General features: G+C 65.8%; 2 protein-coding genes. Both read right to left on the reverse strand.

All coding sequences use genetic code 11. The features are described from left to right. Positions 1–378, reverse strand: a 378-nt coding sequence (locus L810_RS42855) for a DUF4810 domain-containing protein (protein WP_042978405.1), incomplete at its 3' end; no start/stop codon positions are given. Positions 379–434: 56 nt separating this feature from the next. Then, entirely contained in the window at positions 435–1,106 is a 672-nt protein-coding gene (locus L810_RS42860) for a CsgG/HfaB family protein (protein ID WP_182670311.1), read from the reverse strand. Positions 1,107–1,282 lie beyond the last annotated feature (176 nt).

The raw sequence follows: 1,282 nt of genomic DNA on the forward strand, positions 1-1,282 counted from the left end.
GGCGGCCTTCGGGTTCGCGGCCTGCGGATTCACGGCCTTCTTCTTCATCAGGAAATCCATGTACGACGCGGATTCCGGAAAGAGCTCCTTCTCGGCCTCGAACGACTGCGCGGCCTGCTGCCCGTTGCCGACGCTCGCGTAGAGCATCCCGAGATGTGCATGGAAGCCGGGCGGCGGCTTGTTACCCTTCGCGCGAATCTCCTGCAGCGCCTTCTCGAGCGCGTCGATCTGCTGTTGCGGCGAGCTTTGCCCCTTGAAGTATTCGTACACCTGCGGCTGATAGCCGTTCCACTGATAGAGCGGCGGCGTGGTCGGTGCCGCGCAGCCCGCGAGCAGCATGGCGGCCGCCGTCGCCGGCAGCCAGATTCCCCGTTTCATGGTCTTGTCTCTTCCGATGAGTGAGTGATTCGTCGAGCGCGTGTCGCGCACGGCGCTTACTGCGGCACCTTCAGCGTGCCGGCGTCGACCTGGTCGACGAGATGGTTCACGGCCTCCTGGATCGCGAGATCCAGCACCTTGCCGTTGAGCGTCGAGTCATAACCGGCGGTGCCGCCGAAGCCGATCACCTCGCGGTTCGACAGGCTGAACTCGCCCGCGCCCTGGCTCGATGCGACGACTTCCGACGTCGTCGTGTCGACGATGTTCAGGTTGACCTTCGCGTATGCGACCTGCGTCTTGCCGCGGCCGAGGATGCCGAACAGCTGGTGATCGCCGACGTCCTTGCGGCCGAACTCGGTCACGTCGCCGGTCACCACGTAGTTCGCGCCCTTCACGGCCTGCGCCTTCTTCATGAAGCCGGCTTCCTGCTTGATCTCGTCGAGATTCTCGCGATCGAGCACGTTGAAGCGGCGGCTCTGCTGCAGGCGCGTGACGAGGATCGTCTTCGCCTGCCCGCCGAGGCGGTCGATGCCGTCCGAGAAGATGCCGCGCATGTAGCTCGAGCGGTTGTCGAACTTGCCGACCGCGATCGCGACGGGCTTGCCCGCATAGGGCTTCTGCGCGCTGCTCACGGCCGGCACGTCGAGCGTGCGCGACGATTCGGTCGCGCAGCCGGACAGCGCCGCAACGAGCGCCGCCGCCACGAGGACGGTGCGTCGTGTCTGAATGTTCACTGTTGGTCTCCTTGTGTGGAAAGATGGCCCGGAACGGGCACGCCGGCTCGCGAACGACCCGGCGGTCGAAACGGTTGCGGTGCGAACGGGGATGCGTGCGTCGGCGCGATGGACGCACGCGCGTTCATCGCCGCACCGGCGGTGGCAGTAGATGAGTGAAAGGAGCGCGC

Source organism: Burkholderia sp. AU4i (genome assembly GCF_000466765.1).
GTDB lineage: Bacteria > Pseudomonadota > Gammaproteobacteria > Burkholderiales > Burkholderiaceae > Burkholderia > Burkholderia cepacia.